Origin of the sequence: Streptomyces sp. AC602_WCS936 (assembly GCF_019049125.1) — a bacterium.
In the GTDB taxonomy this organism is placed as follows: domain Bacteria; phylum Actinomycetota; class Actinomycetes; order Streptomycetales; family Streptomycetaceae; genus Streptomyces.
In genome coordinates this window covers 310,426-326,302 of sequence record NZ_JAGMUF010000008.1, presented here as the reverse complement: position 1 = coordinate 326,302, position 15,877 = coordinate 310,426, and the positions used below count along the sequence as shown (strand labels likewise).

At 66.5% G+C, this 15,877-nt stretch carries 15 protein-coding genes and 1 pseudogene; 8 read left to right on the top strand and 8 right to left on the bottom strand.

What is annotated here, in order from left to right; translation table 11 throughout:
• Positions 1-19 precede the first annotated feature (19 nt).
• Positions 20-4,657 (bottom strand): FtsK/SpoIIIE domain-containing protein, encoded by a 4,638-nt coding sequence (locus KUM03_RS04280; protein WP_217245622.1) that lies wholly within the window; start codon positions 4,655-4,657, stop codon positions 20-22.
• A gap of 256 nt (positions 4,658-4,913) precedes the next feature.
• Between KUM03_RS04280 and KUM03_RS04275 the strand changes: the two genes are divergently transcribed.
• The 8 genes from KUM03_RS04275 to KUM03_RS04240 all read left to right on the top strand — a co-directional run bounded on the left by KUM03_RS04275 (position 4,914) and on the right by KUM03_RS04240 (position 10,689).
• Positions 4,914-5,213, top strand: coding sequence for a WXG100 family type VII secretion target (locus tag KUM03_RS04275; protein ID WP_073725395.1), 300 nt, complete (start codon positions 4,914-4,916; stop codon positions 5,211-5,213).
• Between the two features lie 95 nt (positions 5,214-5,308).
• Positions 5,309-5,620 carry a DUF863 family protein gene (locus KUM03_RS04270; RefSeq protein ID WP_217245621.1) on the top strand — a complete coding sequence of 104 codons (312 nt, stop codon included), beginning with the start codon at positions 5,309-5,311 and terminating at the stop codon, positions 5,618-5,620.
• A gap of 2 nt (positions 5,621-5,622) precedes the next feature.
• Positions 5,623-6,879 carry a putative T7SS-secreted protein gene (locus KUM03_RS04265; protein ID WP_217245620.1) on the top strand — a complete coding sequence of 419 codons (1,257 nt, stop codon included), beginning with the start codon at positions 5,623-5,625 and terminating at the stop codon, positions 6,877-6,879.
• An 11-nt stretch (positions 6,880-6,890) separates the two neighbouring features.
• Positions 6,891-7,463: a hypothetical protein gene (locus tag KUM03_RS04260; RefSeq protein ID WP_217245619.1), complete on the top strand. Its 573-nt coding sequence runs from the start codon at positions 6,891-6,893 to the stop codon at positions 7,461-7,463.
• Complete coding sequence (locus KUM03_RS04255; protein ID WP_217245618.1) at positions 7,460-8,158, top strand: hypothetical protein; 699 nt, start codon at positions 7,460-7,462, stop codon at positions 8,156-8,158. The genes KUM03_RS04260 and KUM03_RS04255 overlap by 4 nt, the downstream gene beginning before the upstream one ends.
• Complete coding sequence (locus KUM03_RS04250; protein WP_217245617.1) at positions 8,155-8,709, top strand: hypothetical protein; 555 nt, start codon at positions 8,155-8,157, stop codon at positions 8,707-8,709. Before KUM03_RS04255 ends, KUM03_RS04250 begins: the two co-directional genes overlap by 4 nt.
• Positions 8,700-9,353 (top strand): hypothetical protein, encoded by a 654-nt coding sequence (locus KUM03_RS04245; RefSeq protein ID WP_217245616.1) that lies wholly within the window; start codon positions 8,700-8,702, stop codon positions 9,351-9,353. The genes KUM03_RS04250 and KUM03_RS04245 overlap by 10 nt, the downstream gene beginning before the upstream one ends.
• Before the next feature lie 223 nt (positions 9,354-9,576).
• Complete coding sequence (locus KUM03_RS04240; protein ID WP_217245615.1) at positions 9,577-10,689, top strand: hypothetical protein; 1,113 nt, start codon at positions 9,577-9,579, stop codon at positions 10,687-10,689.
• Between the two features lie 68 nt (positions 10,690-10,757).
• Here the strand turns inward: KUM03_RS04240 and KUM03_RS04235 are convergent, their stop codons facing one another.
• The 7 genes and pseudogenes from KUM03_RS04235 to KUM03_RS04205 all read right to left on the bottom strand — a co-directional run.
• Complete coding sequence (locus KUM03_RS04235) at positions 10,758-11,393, bottom strand: hypothetical protein (RefSeq protein ID WP_217245614.1); 636 nt, start codon at positions 11,391-11,393, stop codon at positions 10,758-10,760.
• Positions 11,394-11,437: 44 nt separating this feature from the next.
• Positions 11,438-12,070: a hypothetical protein gene (locus tag KUM03_RS04230; protein ID WP_254398774.1), complete on the bottom strand. Its 633-nt coding sequence runs from the start codon at positions 12,068-12,070 to the stop codon at positions 11,438-11,440.
• Positions 12,057-12,470: a hypothetical protein gene (locus KUM03_RS04225; RefSeq protein WP_217245613.1), complete on the bottom strand. Its 414-nt coding sequence runs from the start codon at positions 12,468-12,470 to the stop codon at positions 12,057-12,059. Before KUM03_RS04225 ends, KUM03_RS04230 begins: the two co-directional genes overlap by 14 nt.
• A gap of 9 nt (positions 12,471-12,479) precedes the next feature.
• Positions 12,480-13,814 carry a hypothetical protein gene (locus KUM03_RS04220; protein ID WP_254398773.1) on the bottom strand — a complete coding sequence of 445 codons (1,335 nt, stop codon included), beginning with the start codon at positions 13,812-13,814 and terminating at the stop codon, positions 12,480-12,482.
• A gap of 4 nt (positions 13,815-13,818) precedes the next feature.
• Positions 13,819-14,118: a hypothetical protein gene (locus KUM03_RS04215; RefSeq protein ID WP_217245612.1), complete on the bottom strand. Its 300-nt coding sequence runs from the start codon at positions 14,116-14,118 to the stop codon at positions 13,819-13,821.
• Between the two features lie 39 nt (positions 14,119-14,157).
• Positions 14,158-15,183: a hypothetical protein gene (locus KUM03_RS04210; RefSeq protein WP_374225256.1), complete on the bottom strand. Its 1,026-nt coding sequence runs from the start codon at positions 15,181-15,183 to the stop codon at positions 14,158-14,160.
• Positions 15,184-15,287: 104 nt separating this feature from the next.
• Positions 15,288-15,629, bottom strand: a pseudogene (locus KUM03_RS04205) (hypothetical protein); the annotation flags it as partial.
• Positions 15,630-15,877: the final 248 nt, after the last annotated feature.

Sequence of the window (15,877 nt, the reverse complement as noted above, 5' to 3'; positions counted from 1 at the left end):
CCCGCCCGTCACATCGGCGTCACATCGGCGTGGTGACCGTCAGGTGCTCCCCGGTGCCGAGGTGCAGCATGCCCTTGCCCGGAGTGATCTGGCCGCCGACCATGCTCCGGTTCGTGCGGATGCCGATCAACTCGCCCGCGGAGCTGTCCTGCGGGGACAGCAGGATGCCGCGGCGGGCCTTCTTCATGTCGACTTGCCAACCGGAGAAACCGTCGCAGATCTCCTCCTCGTCACCGGCGATGACGACGGCCAGACCCTCCTCCACGCCGCGTTCGACGATGCGCTTGAAGATGTCCTCGGCGTCGCAGTCGTCGTGCACCTCCGCGTCGTCGACCAGGACGACGATCGGCTGCTCGGGACTGGCCGACTCGACGAGCTCCTCCATCTCGTCCTCGTCGATGTCCCGGCCGGTGAAGACCTTCAGCACGCCTTCCGTCCCCTCCAGTTCACGCAGCGGGGACGGGCGAGGAGCCGCGAGGACCACCCGTACCCCCTGGGCGAGGCAGGAGCGCGCGACGTTCAGAAGCGCCGTGCTGCGCCCGGACTTCGCGGGACCGCCGATCACGAACGCCGGGACACCCTGGGCGAGGTCGGGGCCGAAGGCGGTGAGCTCGTCGCCGCCGACACCCACCAGCGCCCACAGCGGCGAGGCGCTCGCCACCGGGTCGCGCATGGCCCAGGCGTCGGCGAAGGAGATCCGGCTGGGCAGGACGTCGACGCGGAACGGGCGGCGCGAGCGCGGCAGCCCGGCGTCCCGGGCGGCCGCCGCCTCGCCGATCGCGACGAGCGCGGCAGCCTGACCCTGACCGGTGGTGTCCTCGGCGAGCAGGGCGAACTGCGTCTCGATCGCCGTCCCGCTCGCGAAGCCACGGCCGGGCGGGATCTCCTCGGGGATCTTGCGCGCGTTGATGTCCAGCAACGAGAAGTCGCCGCGGTCGGCGAGGCGCAGACCGTACTTGTCCTCGGTGAGGGAGGAGATCCGCCCCGTCAGCAGTTGACGGTCACCGGCGATCACCAGGTGCAGTCCGACGCTCGCGCCCTCGCGCATCAGCACCATCACCTGGTCGGTGAGGTCGCCGTGGTTGTACTCGCCGAGCGTGGGCAGCCAGCCCTCCCAGCGGTCGAGGAAGATCACGAGATGGGGCAGCCGCTCGTCCTCGGCCGCGGCGCCCCGCTGCTCCCCGATGTCGGCATAACCCTTGTCCGCCAGCAGATCCTGTCGCCGGGTGAGTTCCCCGGTGAGCCGGTTGAAGAGCCGGATGACCCGCTCCTGCTGATTACGGCCGACGACCGCACCGCAGTGCGGCAGCTGAGTCAGCGGGTTCAGGGCACCGTTGCCGCAGTCGATGCCGTACAGATGGACGTCGGCGCTCGACAGGGTGCGGGCCAGGGAGCCCGCGACGGTACGCAGCACCTGCGAGCGGCCGCTGCGCGGACCACCGGCGATGAGCAGGTGCCCGAAGGTGGCGAAGTCGACGACCACCGGGCGGCGGGCCTGCTCGGACGGCAGGTCCGCGATGCCGTACGGAGCCGCCGGCAGCGCCCCCTGGCTGCGCACCTCCGGAATGTCGTCCAGCAGCAGCGACTCGTCCAGGGCGGGCAGCCACGGAGAGTGCTGGGCCGGAATGCCGAGGGCCGCGTTGGCCTCCCGGACGGCGTCCACCAGGACCTTGAGATCGGTGATCTCGTCGTCCTCCCGCGCCTCGGTCTTGGGCTTGGCGAGCCCGGCACGTCCCAGTTCCTGCCAGGACAGCTCCCCGGCCCACGGGGCGAGCGCCGCCGGGTCGGCGGCACCCGGGCGGCGGCCGCCGACGCGGCCGGACTGGAAGGGGACGAGGGAGGCGTGGCCGAGACGGACGTACGCGCGGCCCGGCGTGCTCTTGGCGATGTGACCGGCGTCGGGAGCGTCGATGACGTCGGTCGACTCACCGGCGTCGGTCACGCGCAGGGCGATCCGGAGGTTGGTGTTGGCGCGGATCTCGGGCGACACGACACCACTCGGCCGCTGCGTGGCCAGCAGGAGGTGGATGCCGAGCGAGCGGCCTCGCTGGGCGATGTTGACGAGACCCGTCACGAAGTCGGGCAGGTCGCGCACCATGGACGCGAACTCGTCGATGACGATGAGCAGCCGTGGCACGGGCGCGTGGGACGGGTCCCGGCGCGCCAGGTCCTGGTAGTCCTCGATGTCCTTGGCGTCGGCGGCGGCCAGGATGTGCTCGCGCCGTTTCAGCTCCGCGCCCAGCGATTCCAGGGCGCGTTCGACGAGGTGTGCGTCGAGGTCGGTGACCATGCCGACGGTGTGCGGGAGCTTGACGCAGTCCTTGAAGGCGGACCCGCCCTTGTAGTCGACGAGGACGAACGTCATGTTCTCGGGCGTGTTGGCGACGGCGAGCGCGGCCACGATGGTCTGGAGCAGCTCCGACTTACCGGAGCCGGTCGTACCGGCGATGAGCCCGTGCGGGCCGTCGCGCCGTATGTCGATGCCGAAGGGACCGTCGTACGACTCACCGATGACCGCCATGGTGGACTGCCCGCCCATGCGCCAGCGCGCGGCGATGCCGTCGTGCGTCGGGGGCTCCAGCTGGAGCACGTCGAGGAGCCGGCTCGCGGACGGCAGCGCGGAGTCCTCGGTCTCGCCACTGATGTCGCGCAGGGGCGACAGCGCCCGGGACAGCCGGGCGCACCAGGCGGGGGAGACGAAATCGGGGCGTACCCCGGACCTGCGCCGGGCGCCGGTCTGCTCGACGCGCAACCGAAGTTCGGGAGCCCGCTCGGCGGCCTGCTGCGCCTGCTGGGCGCCTTGGTGCCAGGCCTGGAAGGAGGGAAAGCCACCGGCGGCCTGCGGGGAGTCGCCGGGCTGAGCGGCGGCGACGGCGTCACCGTGGCGCAGCGGCTCGGCGACGACGAAGGCCTGGCACTCGCCGGGCAGGAAGCGCTCCTCCTCGTCCAGGCAGATCGCGTACATGGCGACCGCCGGCCCTTCCCGCAGGAGCCGTACGACGCCCGGCAACGACCTCAGCCGACGCGACCCGTCCCATACGACGACGATGTCCGGGTCGGAGAAGGCGGGACCGGCGCCACCGCGGTTGTTCTCCTTCAGGGCCTTCTGCCTGGCGTCGAGCAACTGCGTCAGCTCACCGACCCGGGCGCCCACGGTCTCGGAGTCCGTCCCCACCATCACGTTGACGTCCTGGCCGTTCACGGGGCGGGCGTGCGGGAGCCAGCGGACCCAGTCCCAGCGCGGCTGCGCCTGGTTCTCGGTGAGCACGTAGAACTGGACGTCCATCGGGCTGTGCAGCACCGCGGTCTGCGCCACGGCCCACCTCGCGAGTGCCTGTGCCGAGTCGCCGGGCCCCGCGACACCGATGACGCCCAGTTCCTGCAGCGGCAGCGCGACGGGCGAGTCCTCGATGCCCCAGGTGACCTGACGCTTGTGGTCGTCCTGCTCCGGATCGTCCAGAACGACCTCGGACGGCACACGCCCGGTCCCGACCCTGAGGAGCAGATGGTCGGCGTCCGTACGCCGCCTCTCCCACAACCGGGTACGAGGACCGGTGCCGAAGGCGAGCACGGAGGCGGGATCGGGAACGGTGCTGCGCCGCTCGAGCCGCTCCAGCCGCAGCGCGTCCTGGGCGTCCTTCTCGATCCGCTCCTTGGTCTCCTTGTACTCCTTGACCTGCTGCGCATGGGACTTGCGCCCGTGCTTCTTGTCCATGAAGTAGTTGCCGAAGAGCATGACCGGGCTCAGCAGCGCCATGATCATGTAGTACCAGCGCCCGAAAATCATGACGGACACAACGGCGCCGACCAGCGGGAACAGCGCCATCAGCCAGGGCAACGGCCGGGCTTCGTAGTCCCTGGGCGGAGTAGGCAGCCGGAAGTGCGTCTCGCGCTCCGCCGGGCGCAGTCGCGGAGGCCGGTTGTAGTCGAGCCCGGCTCCGTCCTCCGACCACTTCAGGGCGGCGTTGGGAGGGGAGTAGCCGTCGATCTCCAGAAGCGTGTTGCGGAGGGCGAGCTGGGAGCCGAGGGGCCAGGTGCCGCCGTCGAAGTCGTCGCCGTCGAGCCGGGGGTGGTTGGGGTCGCGCTCCTTCTCCTCCTTCTCCTTGTCCCTCTTCTCCTCCCCTTTCCGCTTCTTCTTCTCCTCCCCGCCCCCGGTGTTCTTCTTCTCGACGCCGTGAAGGGTGACGTCGCAGGAGCCGTCCATGGCGATGGACAAGGTGGCAGCACGCGCGGCGAGTTCGGGATCGTCGATGCGGATGTGCGCGGCAGGCCCGCTGCCGATGTCGTACCGGCCGACGCCCAGCCGGTGCACGACACCGGCAGCGGGACCGCCGGCCACGCGGAACTCCACGACACCGGTCGGCTCACCGGCAACGCAGCCGGCCGGATCGTGCAGGCTGACGACAGCGCCCTCGCGCAGCGGTGAGCCGACGATGTTGGCGCCGGGATCGAGGGCGTAGCCGTCGACGAAGGCCTGAGGTGCGCCGTCGGGGCCGGGACGCCCGCCGATGGGGATGACCTGCGCACCATCGGCAACGCCGACATGGCGTGCCAGTTCCCGAGTGATGTCGCCGACCGACGACTCCGGATCGGCGTCGAGCACCACATCGGCGCTGGCCCCGCCGATCGGGTCGACGACGGTCAGACTCAGGCGCACGTTCGTCCTCCTCGCTGGGCTGAGGCCGCCCCCGGAACGCTGAACACAGTGCAGCGACCATAGCTGCCGCACCTTTCCCCTGTGCAACGGGATGTGCAGTGGTTCACGCTTCCCTCGCCGGGCATCCCTGTCATCCCAACAGCCCCACCCGTAAGATCTTTGCTCGTGCGGACCGTCGGCACACGACCGGGCGGACCGCGTCGGACAAGCCACGGGGGAAGGCCCTGCGGCGACCGCAACGGGAGGGAGAGCCGTCATGGCCAAGGACGCAGACCTTACTTATGCCGAGATGGAGAAGAAGGCCAACGACCTCATCAAGGCGATGGGCGACATGGAAGACATGTTGAAGGCCATCGAAAAGGGCGTCGAGGAACTCGTAGCCAACGGCTTCACCACGCAGAAGGCCTCCGGCGCCTACGACGAGTCCATCAAGGACTTCACCAAGGGCGCGGCCAAGACCGTCAAGGGCCTGGAGGGCCTGTCCAAGTTCCTCACGAACGCGAAGAAGGCGTACGAGGACCTGGACGAGCAGCTGGCGAAGAGCGCCAAGGGCTGATGTTGGCGTCACCACCTTGTCCGGGCGCGAGGCGGCACGTACCGTGTCCGGCCGCGCCCGGACGGGGCGGTTTCTGAGGAAGAAAGTCTGAACGGGTGGCAGACAGAACTCGGTACGACCTTGATCTGATCAAGGAATGCTCGAAGTCCCTGTACCGCATGCACCGCGAGTTCAAGGACAACGGCAACCCCGCCGACGAGTACGGCGACGCGCTGGGCAGCGAGAAACTGCGGGACGTCTTCGGGGATTTCTCGGACACATGGAAGAAGAATCGCAAAAAGCTCATGGAGGACATCGAGAACCTCGCCAAGTACACGGGCAACGCAGCCAAGTCGTACGAGGAGATCGACCATGAACTGGCGAACGCGCTCAGGGGCGCCAAGAAGAACGGGAAGAAGGAGAAGTAGCCGTGACAGCCCGTCCGAAGGACTGGTCACCGATGTACGACTCCGACCCGGTTCCAGGTGACCCGTACGAGGTGGCGCGGCTTGGCAAGGAGCTGCGCGGTATGGCCGACGAGATCGACAAGCAGGCGTGCAACATTAAGGCGCTGGCCTCCGTCGATGGCTGGGACAGCGACGCGGGCCGCGCCTTTCACGAGATCGCGGGCGACACGGCGGGCAGGCTGAAGGACGCCTACGACCGCTACGACGAGGCCGCGATCGCGATCGGCACGAAGGTCCAGGAGGGCGGCGGGGAGTCGTCCGAGTACGCCAGCGAGCTGCACCGGGCGCAGCGCATGGCTGACAAGGGGCTGGAGGAGTTTCGCGCCGCCGAAGTCGACCACAAGGCCGCTCTCAAGGTGCTGGATCCGCTGCAGGGAACGGTGCCCTCCGACGCGAAGGACAGCGCCGAGCGCACCAAACAGGGCAAGAAGCGGGATGACGCCGCGCTCCTGATGGCACAGGCGCGTCAGAAGATCGAGCAGGCCAAGGACATCCGTGATGACGCGGCTGACCGTGCGGCCAAGAAGATCAAGTACGTGATCCACCACGACGGCGTCCGGGATCCGGGCGGCATCATGAACTGGATCGCCGATCACGCGGACTGGTTCTCCGCTGCCGCGACGGCGCTGGCGGTCGCGGCTCTGGTCGCGGCGATCGTCCTGTCGGGCGGCACACTCGCCGTGGTCCTCGTACTCGCCGCGGGAGCCATGAGCGCCACCGCCTTGTCGGGGCGCCTCTACGACGTGTTCGCGCGAGGTGGAAAGCTCGACCTGCTCAAGATCGGCCTGGACGTCCTGGGCATCATTCCCGGTCTGGGCGCGCTCAAGGGACTCACGGCGGCGGCCAAGGGGGCACGCATGCTTACCGCGCAGAAGGCCATCTGGTCCGGCTTCACCAACGGTTTCGCCGTGAAGAACTTCAACAAGGGCGTTGTGTGGGCCTCGAAGTTCCTCTCCAGTAAGGGCATCACCAAGATCAAGCTGCCGGCAGGGGGATTCGACCCGGAACTCGTCACGCGCTACATCAAGGGCGGCTCCGCGGTGAACCTCGGGGTGCAGAGCCTGATGCGGCTGAAGAACCGGTTCGACGAGGTCGGCGACTCGCCGAGTGAGGGCAGCGCACCCGGCGGCGGCCCACAGCCCACGCCGTCACCATCACCGCAGCCGAGTCCGAAGCCGCCGTCGGCGTCGTTCCACACGGCTCTGGCGCCCGCTGCATAAGGAGACAACCCGTGAGCGACTACCATTCCCTGGATCCCGGGAAGTTCATCGACGACCAAGGCACCGAGCACAGCATGGTCCCCGCGTCCGTCGTGGCTTCCGTTCCGGAGGCCAGGGCCGCGGCGGAACGCTACGGCCGGGAGGTGCGCTTCGACTTCCTCGACGACAGGGCCGTCCACTGGATGCTGTTCCAGCGGCGTGAGGACACGGAGAAGGGCGGTGTGATCGGCTGCCTGCTCGCTGTCCCGCTGTTCGTCTTCGGCGTGGGAGCCTGGCCCTTCTGGGATCTGGTCGCCTCCCAGAAATCACGCCAGTTCCAGATCGCGTTCATCGCGGTGGACGCTCTCATCTTGAGCGCCGTGATCCTCGGCGGATACCTCGTGCGGCGACGCAGCCTGCAAGACCCCGTCGCCCGTAATGTGCGCTGCCGAGCCCGTCTGTATCGCAAGATCGTCGGCGTCGCCCGCAAGGGCGGTGCCGACATCCCGCACCTTTACCCCTATTACGGCATGTATGCCACATCGCGGAAGTTCTTTCCCGAAGCGCCCGAACGTCCCGTGCCCGAGAAGGAACAGTCCCCGTGACCAGCCAGCCCGAACTCGCCGAATTGATACCGACCCACCCCGCTCCGGTCGCATTGCACGCCGACGACATCCACGCGCGTTGGGTGATGCCGGAGATCTTCCACGACATACCGATCCACGAGACGGACGACGACGAGGCCGTGCGCCTGCTGGGCGAGCTCGTGGAGAAAGCGCTGCCGGGCGCCGGGGACGAAGCTCAGACGGCGCTCGCGGTCACGTGCGCGCTGGGCGTCGACGACCTGCTGGCCGGCGGAGCCGAGTACGCCAGTATCTGCGTCACCGCAGTCGACGACTCGCCCTGCACCGCGACGGTGTTCGCAGGCCTGGTGGACAGTCCGGATGCAGCCGATGTACCGGGCGCGGTGAAGGCGATTGCCCAGAGTCTGCGCGGTCTGGGCGATGCTGAGGTGTCCCGGATTGATCTCCCCTGCGGATCTGCCGTCTCGTACATCGGTGCGCGGGACGACAAGCTACTCGGTGAGCTCACCGAGACGGGCGAGGACCTCACGTTCCCGACGTGGTTCATACGCGTCTTGGTACCGCTGCCCAACGGCACCACCTTCATGATGGAGATGTCGACCTCGACCATGGCAGGCTGGGACGCCTTTTCCACGATGTTCGGCAACACCATCAGCAGCATCCGGCTGTTCCATGCAGACGGTTCACCGCTCATCACCTCGCCGGCGGCAGCATGACGGTGCCCGAGCCCGAATCCCCGCCGTCAGATTACCGCCTCCTCGTCCCCCGCGACTGGTTCCGCGTCGATCTCACGAAAGAGCGCTGGCGTGGCCAGTTGAAGACCTTCGTGGACAAGGAATTCGCGGAAGTCCGTACCTCGGCGGAGACTTCCCGCAGCATCTGGACCACCCTTCGCAACACCGCCGAGCACGGCCTTTCCCGTGGCGCGCTCGAGTTCTTCCTGCGGACGGAAGTGCCCGGAGGGACCACCACTCCGGCCTCACTGCTGATCTCGTGGCCACCCATGCCCCGAGGCATGGCGCCGACGCCGGAGGAGTTCGCCGAGGCGATGGCCGAGCGGACAGGACCCGAAGCCGAGGTGGAAGTCGTCGGCCTGCCTGCCGGCCGGGCGGTGCGGCTCCGCAGGGAAACAAGTCTGGACTACCACGTACGGATGCCCGGCGACGTGGGCTACCTGCATCTGGCCTTCTCCGTACCGCTCAGTGGCACGGTCGGCCCCATGGGGAATCTGTGCGACGCCATTGCCCATTCTCTCCGGTGGATCTGATGCTCTGGCCGGACGATCCCGCTCCGCTGGATGAGGCCTTCGAGTGCACCTTTGAGTTTCCGCCGGGCTGGATCGACCTCACGCTGCACGACGGGACCAAGGCCGAGGCCGAGGCGCTGGCTACGGAGGCCGTGAACCGGCTCAATCCACTCGGCCTCGAGATCGAGAGGAGCGCGGTCTTCGACGACATGGTCAAGCGGGCGGTAGACCTCAACGACGACGTGCCCACACTCGCGGCGGCGTACTACTCGGAGGCGGGGGAGGCCCTCGCCAACCTCGTGGTCGACTCATACGGCGACGAGGGAGTGCCCCGTCCCGGTCCGGAAGAGATCAGCCCCCTGCTTCTGCAGTGGGGAAACGCGGAGGTCACGGGTACACCTCAGATCACTCACCTCGAGTTGGTCGCGGGCCCCACCACGCGCATTCAGGCGATGCTCAAGGTCAAACGGACGCTCGGCTTCGGCCACAAGCTGACCGAGTTCATTAAGTACGCCGTCTTCCCGACCGGTATGGAGAGCCTCATCGTCGTCACGGTGACCTGGCAGAAGACCGCCCTTACAGGGAAGATCACCGAATCGGCCGACGAAGCGGTTCGGACGATGCGAATCACTCCGCTTCCGGCGAGCGGGGTGACTGTTGTCTGAGCAGCCAAACCGAGGTGGTGTGCTGCCGCAGCCTGACGAGCCGGCCATACGCCCGGGAGGCATGCCGCCGCATGCGAATCACGTCGTACGCCGGGCTCGGCTGTACGCCGACGGGCGGAACTTGGTCGTACGTGACGCCCGATGCCGGGAGCACCGATACGCCGTCGGCGCCGACGGCATTCGGTGCGCGGTTTTCCACCCGCCCACAGACCTGTGGGGGATCGTGCAGAAGCGCCCGGAAGACCGCTGGGGTGTCCTGGTTTTCAAGGGCGATGACGGACAGGACCTCCTGCACGTGCCGCTCGCGGGATGGCTTCCCGAGGCTCGGTGCCTCGGTGCTTTGGACCTGCGCCCGCACAAATGCCTCGACCGCACTGGGCTGAGGCAACTCGTCAAGAGGCTCGGCATTCCCTTGGAGGAGAGCCCGGAGCCCGTTACTGCCTCCGGGGTACCGGACGACGGGCGGGGGAGCAGGCCGTATCGCGTCGTGCACACCGGTTTCCCTCGCGGCTGCACAAAAGGAATCAGTCTATTCGGGTGGTTGATAGCTTTCGTGATTGGCTTCGCTACCGAAAATTTCTGGGCCCTGACGGTTGCCGCGGGGGCCCTCTTCCTCCTCCCGGCAGGTGACGCGTCAGTACGGGCCCGGGGTTGGTGGTGCAGCAGGCAGCACGCTCGCTTTGTCGACAAGACGGAGATCAGGCCGTCTCCGGCAGCAGGGAGCGGAGTGACGCGGCGATTTCTGCGCACAGCAGCTGTAAGGGTGTATTCCCGGGACGTAGTCCTGACGAACGCGCTTGGTGAGGAACGCTGGCTCGGCCGCGCCGGCGCGCATGGAGTGGCGCGATTGGTGCGGTTGGTCGACGCGGCGACCGGGGAATCGCTCGGTGTCGAGGTGTGGGACAGACAGGGTGAAGTGCGGGCACTGCTGCCGTGGCGTTTCTGGTTCGCGGGTCCCTTGGGAAGTGAGAGCTGGACGGCCTTGACAGAAGCATTGAAGGTGCCGGTCTCGGACGAGAAGTATCGACGGCGCCGAAACGCACAACATTGGTGGGAGGGCCATGCGCTCGCGGGGGACGCCCGCAGAATGTCACCGATAGAAGGCAGGGCGGTCCGTAGGGAAGTCGCTTGGTACAGCTCGGTCGCCGGCGCGGACGAGCCCGTGGTTATCCCGTTCTTCAGCGCTTGGCTGCTGTTCGGGCTCATGAGCGACAAGGTGCCAGTGTTTCTCGCCGGTCTGTTGTCCGCCCTGACCATCGTGTTGTCCTTGGGGCTGGCCACGGTGAGCGCGCTGGTGAGCCGCATCTCGTACGACAGAACGGTTCAGGCTGAGTAGGGCAGTACGTGTCAGCCCAGTCGCCGCGCCGGCTCGCTCCCACTTGAGCCCGCCTCCGGAAGCTTCGGTCAATCCGTCCCGGGAAGCCGGAGCGTCCGCGCGAAGTCGTCCAGTGCCTGCATTGCCGCGGCGATCACTTCCGGGTCGTCGTGGTGGCCGCGGAGTACGACGTCGGGGAGGCCGGGCTGGGTGTGCCAGTGGTACGACACCGAGGTCATCATGATGGTGCTGTCCGCAGGGTAGGAGCGGGTGACCCGGAGCCCATCCGTGCCCAGGTACGGAGACGGGAACGGGATGTTGCCGGTTCGCTGCTGCCACTCGGGGATCTCCGGGTGCGGCACCGTGAACGCGGTGGCTCCCTCGCACGATGACGCGTCACGAGCCTCGCAATGAATGCGGGTGGCGTGCATCACCAGCGGCATGTAGGTCAGCGGAACGGGGTGGTAGATGAACGCCTCGTCGGCCTGGAGCTTGTCCCGGAGCGTAACGATCGTTTGTTCGTAGAAGCTCTTGTGAAATCGGCGGAGTTTGCGGGTGAGTTCGATGCCATGTGCGGCGGCCAGGTCGGCCAGAGTCGCGTCCAGCCATTCCTTGAAGGTCTTCTTGTCCATCTGGAGCCAGAGATAGCCCCAGAGGCCCTTGTTGGCATCCGTATCGACGTGAAGCGCACCGAGGTCGTCGCTCCACAGGGTGCCTTCGGACATGAGAGGTCTCTTTCGTCAGGGCGCGGGAAGTGGGTGGGGCTCCATCAGGCGTAGGCCCAGCGGAACGTGCTCATCACAGCATCGAACAGCTCCACGAGCGTGTCATAGAAGGTGGGATTCGAGCCGGGCGCGATCAGCGCACTGAAGGAGAAGGCGAGGTACTGGTCGGGGACGCTGTCCGGGATCGGAACGAAGTACTCGACCCTGCGGTGAGCGACGTCGACGCCCTGGGCCGCATCGGCAGGTACGTCGCGCGACGAGCGCAGGGCCGCGGTCCCGTCCAGCTCCCGCATCTCGGCGCCGGGAGTCTCGGAAGCGAGCGCGGCCATGACCGCTTCCGGACCACTGTTGGGTCTGACCCGCGGGATTTCGATTGGCTGGGAGGCCACTATCGAGACGGGCAGAGCAACGCCGTGGAGGCGTTCCGTGGGGAGGTATAGGGTCATCCCTCCCTTTGCCTTGGCTCGGCGGACGACTTTCTTCATCTCTTGGTTAAGCTTCAGCCGGGCCTTCGGAATGTCATCTTTTGGAAAGCCGATGGGCAGTTGTGCGATGGCCTTGCGGACGATGTGGTCCGTCGCCTCTTTGGTGCCGGTGCGTAGCGGAATCACATCCCAGCCGGGCGGCGGTACCAGATTGAAGCCGTTCGGGACCCGACGGTTCTCAGCGGTGGCCATGGCGCTCCCGCATCCCTTCCACTACGTAGCAAACGCCAACGAAGATAGCCCAGCCCGGAGCGGCGATCATGCCCGGCCAGAAGCCGAGCAGCAAAGAAGGCAAGTAGAAGCCCCCGCCCATGGCGAGATCTCGAGTGAGGTAGGGCGGACGACTTGCATACCGGGGGTACTTCGCGAAGACCCAGACATAGTGGAGCAGACAGCCAATGATGCCGGCCTCATAGACGTGGAGAACGTCGTCTCTCAGAAACTCCGGCACGAAAATCATGACCCCGATCACAGGAAAGACCAGTGGCATGCCGATCAACATGGTCAACCGGAGCCGCCGGTTCGGGCCGCTACCGAGTCCCGTGCGAGCGGATTCGGATTCGGCGATGCGTTGCGCTGAGGACAGGTCCACGATCGTTCCTCACCAGTGGGTGTCGGGAGCGGGCTTAAGAGTGTTGTCCTTCCAGTTGGAATATCCCTCGTTGTACGGCTTCTCGCCGGTTCCGAGGTGTTCGTGAGTCCAGCTCGTCAGGTCACTCTTTCCCAGCGTCTTGTCCATGATGTCCATCCCCATGCCGGTCCACGCGACGCCGAGGCCTGCCTGGTAGGTCTTGTATGCCTTGTCCGCGGCGACTCCGGCAGCCTCAGGGAAGGCGGCCTTGTTCGCCTGCAACATCTTGGCCATGCCAGCCATTTCCTTGTCGCCTAGGTGCAGCAGGGTCGAGAGCGGGCTGACCCGCAAAGGCGCCTTGACCACTAGACCGACGTTCTGAGAGATGGACTTCCGTATGTCGTTACGGGCCGTACGAACTACCTGTCGCCCCGCTCCTTCCGGCATTTTGGACATCAGTCGCCCCATGTCGTCCATGATGCCCTTGACGCCTCTGAGCCCTCGGCTCAGGCCGGCTGTCCGGGCAGCTTGGGCAGCGCCCACGGTGGCCTTGGCACCGCTGGCGAGCTTCGCGGCGGCGCCGATGCCACCCACCACGAGGAGGCCTCCCACGACGTCGAAGATGACATCCGTCCAGGAGGCGTCACCGGACGCCACCAGCAAGAGCCTGAGCCCGATCGTGAGCGCCGCGATGCCAAGGACGACCAGGTTCAAGAAGGGAACGGCGAGTGCCAGGAAACCCGCGAACGTCGCGACCCAGCCGAGAAAATCGATGAAGGCCTTGATCCCGTTCGCATGGTCATGGACCCAGCCCTTGACGTCGTCCCACCACGAGTCCTCGATCACGTCGTCGATCTCGTCGCGGATCTTCCCGGCGTAGTGTTTGGCGCGTGTGGTCCGGTTGCCGGTGAGGGTGTACAGGGTGATTCGGTACGGCTGGAGGGGGTCGTCGGCGGAACTGGTGTCGTCCTTGTCCTCTGAGGCGGCCTCCTTGGCCTTGTCGGCTTCGACCTCCGCCTGCTTCTCCTTGGCCTGGCGCAGGAGCTTGCCGGCGTCGCTCTGAAAGTCCTCGAGTTCGTTCGACCACTTGGTCAGGTGGCCGTGCACCCGCTCGTACCGTCCGGCCACCTCCCGCATGTGCTTCTCCAGCGTGGAGGATTCGTCGCGCAGGTTCTTTACGTATTTGCCCTTGAGGGTCTCGTCGTCGCTGATCGCCTTGAGGTTCTTGGCCTGGTCCCGGAGCTTCTTGGCCACCGAGATCATGTGATTGACCTCGGCACGGATCTCCTCGGGATCGCCGGGAACGGGATCAGACGGGCACAGCGGCTGCCAGTCCACCGGACGGCGCTTGGATGTCGGTGTCATGGCGTCAGTTCTTCTGCTTCTTCTTGTTCGCCTTGGCCAGTTCGCCGTCGAGATCCTCGAACGCCTTCTTGCTGCCGGCCACGAGCTTGCCGACCGATTCGATGGACTCGATGAGTCTGGTGCGGTAGTCGTCCCAGTTGTCGACGAAGTCCTCCATGGCACCGGCGACGAGACCGGAGCCCCAGTGCTCCTTCATGTCGTCCCGGCGGTTCTCGATGTCCTCGAAGGTCTTCTTGAGTTGGCCGAGCTTGCGCTCGCAGTCTGCGAGGAAGTCGTAGTCGACCGTCAGGTCCGACTCACCCATACAGTTTTCCGCTCCTTGTTGTCCCGGGTTCGGACCTCATCAGCGATTGACCGCTTGGATTTCCTGGACCGTGATGGCCTGTGCGTTCCCGAAGGTTCCGTCCGGCAGGTCGCCGCCTACGCCGCCGGTACCGGTCCAGGCGATCTCCCATGTGATGGTGGCCTGGAGGTCGAAGGTGCCGTCTCCGGAGGAGCGGAGGTACTTGATACCGCAGGGAGGGGTCTGGTCGGCCTTGCCCTTGGCGTAAGGCTCTCCGATGGAACCGTCGGCGTTGATGACGCATTCGCCGGAGGTGGGGTAGGTCTCGGCGTCCGGCGTGCCGGGCTCCAGCTTCAGGGACACCGGCTTGGCGGTCGCCGTGGCCTGGATGGTGAAGCCGGGGACGTTGATTGCAGCCGTTGCCTGGACTTCGTGGAAGTCGGCCCTGTCGAGCCATGCCCAGGTCGGCAGGTTCACCTTTGTGCCTTCGGCGGGAGCGAGGGTAACTTTCGTGTCGGGAAGCTGCATGTGCTGGTAGGCGAGGGCAGCGAGTATTTCCGGGGTGATGGCCTGCTCGTACCGTGGCGGTGGGGGCTCGCCGTTGTCCACCCAGAAGGGGAGATCGGTGCAGGAGTTGCGTTTCAGGGCATCGGGCTCGTTGGGGTTCTCGACGCCGGCCCAGAACATGCCCTCGCCGTCCTTGGCGACGTTGTAGTCCTTGTAGCCGGGATTGTCATCCCAGCTGAATTCATCTTCGTAGTGGGCTTTCGTCTGGCCGATCGCCGATCCTGCGTGACCGGCCATGCCGGGGCCATTCGCTGCCTCCTCCAGTTCCGCGGACATCTTCTTCTTGAAGTCCTTGGCACCGAGGTAGGGGGCGTACCAGCAGGGGGGCGGGGCCCAGTTGGCATCAGCGAATGTCACGTTTCCCGTGCTGCCGTTGTCGGCGACAGATCCGGAGTACTGGATACGCGCGGCGGCGTAGATGCCGTTCCTGTCATTGCCGCCGGTTTGCTCTGTGTTGGCGCCTTCGGTGTTGCTCGGCTGCTCTCCCGCGTAGACAGGGTCCGCGAAGACGATACCCAAGGCCAACGTTAGGGCAGCAGCGCCAGTATTGAAGGCTGTACGCCGTGGCCTGGTCACTGGCACTTCGCCGCCTTCCCCTCCACGTACACCTCGGACGCCTGCCACAGGGAAGCATCCTTGGTCGTACGCTTGTCGACCCCTCGGTAGATGGCACGAATGTAGTTCGCTGCATCCTCCATCGCGGCTGCCTCGTTCTCGTCCTTCGGCTTCTTCCAGTCGAAGACCAGATTCATGTCCTTGGGGAGTGACACATCCACCCCATCCGGCTTGGCCTCAGTCGGCGCTCCCGAGGACTCCGGTGACTTCGACGGTGTCTCCGTGCCTTGGTCGGCCCCAGCGATCTTGTCGTTGTTGCTGGGCTCCTCGTCGCCACCCCCGCAGGCCGTCAGCAGCAGGGCTGCAGCAGTGGCCAGTGCGGCAGCGACGGGCAATGAGCGGCGCTTCACAGTGGACTCCCCGTGAGACAAAGGTGTAGTCAAGAGCACAGACGCTATCGATGAGGTTGCTGGTTTCGCCAGAGCGAACTAGCGCGAAAATCGCGGTATTTCGGGCATCTCGGGTCGATGTGGCGTTGCGCTGTGTCCTGATTGTGCCCAGACGGGGTACGGCTCCGGACGCGGCGACGTGCTGCGTCCGGAGCCGTGGCAGGTCCTGTGAGTATTGCGCCCGCTATGAGGTCGGTCGGCGCCTTGCT